Annotated in this window: 3 protein-coding genes; 1 reads left to right on the forward strand and 2 read right to left on the reverse strand. The window is 71.1% G+C overall.

Going from position 1 to position 2,398, the window contains the following annotated elements; all coding sequences use genetic code 11:
- Both AC27KI_RS22925 and AC27KI_RS22930 read right to left on the reverse strand, forming a co-directional pair.
- On the reverse strand, nt 1-357 hold a 357-nt coding region (locus AC27KI_RS22925; protein WP_487116009.1), incomplete at its 3' end, for an ATP-binding cassette domain-containing protein.
- Nucleotides 350-1,603 (reverse strand): lipoprotein-releasing ABC transporter permease subunit, encoded by a 1,254-nt coding sequence (locus AC27KI_RS22930; RefSeq protein ID WP_317356495.1) that lies wholly within the window; start codon nt 1,601-1,603, stop codon nt 350-352. The genes AC27KI_RS22925 and AC27KI_RS22930, both read right to left, overlap by 8 nt.
- A gap of 82 nt (nt 1,604-1,685) precedes the next feature.
- Here AC27KI_RS22930 and AC27KI_RS22935 point away from each other — a divergent pair.
- On the forward strand, nt 1,686-2,398 hold a 713-nt coding region (locus AC27KI_RS22935), incomplete at its 3' end, for a phosphoglycerate mutase (RefSeq protein WP_487116011.1).

Genomic DNA, 2,398 nt, shown 5'->3' on the forward strand with positions numbered 1-2,398 from the left:
CGGCAGCAGGTGGTGGAACTGGTAGATGAACCCGAGGTGCTGGTTGCGCAGCTGGCCCTGGCGGTCGGCCGACAACGTGTCGAAGGCCTTGCCCTGCAGCTGCACGCTGCCGGCGGTGGGCGGCATCCAGCCCGCCCGAGCAGGTGCAGCAGCGCTGCTCTTGCCCGAGCCCGAGGCACCGACGATGGCGAGCGTCTCGCCGGCATGCACATCCAGGTCCACCCCTTGCAGCACGGTGACGTCCAGGCGGCCTTCGGTGAAGCGCTTGGTCAGGCCCCGGGCCTGCAGGACCACCGGCCCGCGGGCGGCGGCAGCGGCATGGGGCGCGGCGGCGCCGGGGGTGGACAGGTCATTCATAGCGCAGGGCCTCCGCGGGGTTCACGCGGCTCGCGCGCCAGCTGGGATAGAGCGTGGCCACGAAGGCCAGCACCAAGGAAATGATGCCGATGGGCACGATGTCGCTGCTTTGCGGCTCGCTCGGCATCTTGCTGATGAGGTAGATGTCCTTGGGCAGGAAGCTCGCGTTCAGCGCGTGCTCGATGGCCGGCACGATCACGTCGATGTTCACCGCGATCCCCAGGCCCAGCAGCAGGCCGGCCAGCGTGCCGATGACGCCCACCATCGCGCCCTGCACCACGAAGATGCCCATGATGCTGCCCGGGCTCGCGCCCAGGGTGCGCAGGATGGCGATGTCCGCACGCTTGTCGGTCACGGTCATCACCAGCGTGGACACGAGGTTGAACGCCGCCACCGCCACGATGAGCGTGAGGATGATGAACATCATGCGTTTTTCCAGCTGCACGGCGGCGAACCAGGTGCGGTTCTGCTGCGTCCAGTCGCGGATCAGCAGGTCGCCGGTGAGCGAGTGCGCCAGCTCCTGCGCCACCTGGGGCGCGCGGTGCAGGTCCTTGAGCTTGAGGCGGATGCCGGTCGGGCCCTCCAGGCGGAAGATGCGCTCGGCGTCCTCATGGTGCAGCAGCACCAGCGCCGAGTCGTATTCGTAATGCCCCGAGTTGAACGTGCCCGCCACCGTCATCTGCTTGAGGCGGGGCACCACGCCCGCGGGCGTCACCTGCCCGCCCGGCGCGATCAGCGTGACCGCGTCGCCCAGGCGCACGCCCAGGGCACGGGCCAGTTCGCTGCCCAGCACCACGCGGAACTCGCCCGGCACCAGGGCCTTGAGGGCGTCGACGTTGGCGGCGGCCAGGTCGGTCACCTCGCCTTCGCGCAGCGGGTCGATGCCGCGCACCAGCGTGCCCTTCATGTCCTCGCCGCGCGCCAGCAGCGCCTGCGCAGAGACGAACGGCGCCGCGCCCACGACCTCGGGGTTGGCCCGCGCCTGGGCCAGCGTGCGCGGCATGTCCGGTAGCGCCGCGCCGTGGGGGGCGAAGATCTCGATGTGCGAGACCACGCTCAGCATGCGGTCGCGCACCTCTTTCTGAAAGCCGTTCATCACGCTGAGCACGATGATGAGCGCCGCCACGCCGAGCGCGATGCCCAGCATGGAGACGCCCGAGATGAACGAGATGAAGCCGTTGCGCCGCGTGGCGCGCCCGGCCCGGGTGTAGCGCCAGCCCAGGGCCAGCTCGTAGGGAATTTGCATGGGTGTGATGGAAGGCCCGCCGCCGCTCTGGAAATGTCGGCCACCGGGCGGCGCCGATTGTGGCATCCCGGACAATACGCCCATGTCGGACACCCCCCATTTGCTCATTCCGTTCGCGGCCAGCCCCTCGGACGGATGCCAGCAGGCCTTGCAGGACCTCGCCCTGCCCCACCTCGACCGGCTGCTCGCCCGCCTGCCGGCCCCCGCCACCGACCCCGGAGACGAAACCGATTTCATCCCCCCCCACGAGCGCGCCCTGGCCCGCCACCTGGGTTTGCCGGCCACCAGCCGCCAAGCGCCCTGGGCCGCCTGGCACCAGCGCCAGACCGGCGTCACTGGCGCCGATGGCGATGGCGGCACGGCCTGGGCCTTCGTCACGCCCTGCGAATGGCGCGTGACCACCGAGCACGTCACCGTCGGCGATCCGGCCGCGCTGCGCCTGGACGAGGCCGCATCGCGCGCGCTGCTGGCCATCGTGGCGCCCTGGTTCGCCGAGGACGGCATCGTGCTCGCCTATGAGCAGCCCACGCGCTGGCTGGCGCGCGGCGCCGTGTTCGAAGGGCTCGCCACCGCCTCGCTGGACCGCGTGATCCAGCGCGACGTGCGCGCCTGGATGCCCGATGCGCTAAAGGCCCGCCTGCTGCACCGCCTGCAAAGCGAGATGCAGATGCTGCTCTACACCCATGCCTTCAACGACGCGCGCGCGGCGCAGGGCCTGGGGCCGGTCAACTCCTTCTGGGTGCACGGCACCGGATCGCTGCCGCCCGCCGCCCCGGGCGCGGCACCGGCGGCCCC

Source organism: Acidovorax sp. KPB24-03 (assembly GCF_057546605.1).

Bases quoted from the DNA above. Each gene is read 5' to 3' on its own strand.
- AC27KI_RS22930 (WP_317356495.1), bottom strand. From the start codon at position 1,603: ATGCAAATTCCCTACGAGCTGGCCCTGGGCTGGCGCTACACCCGGGCC.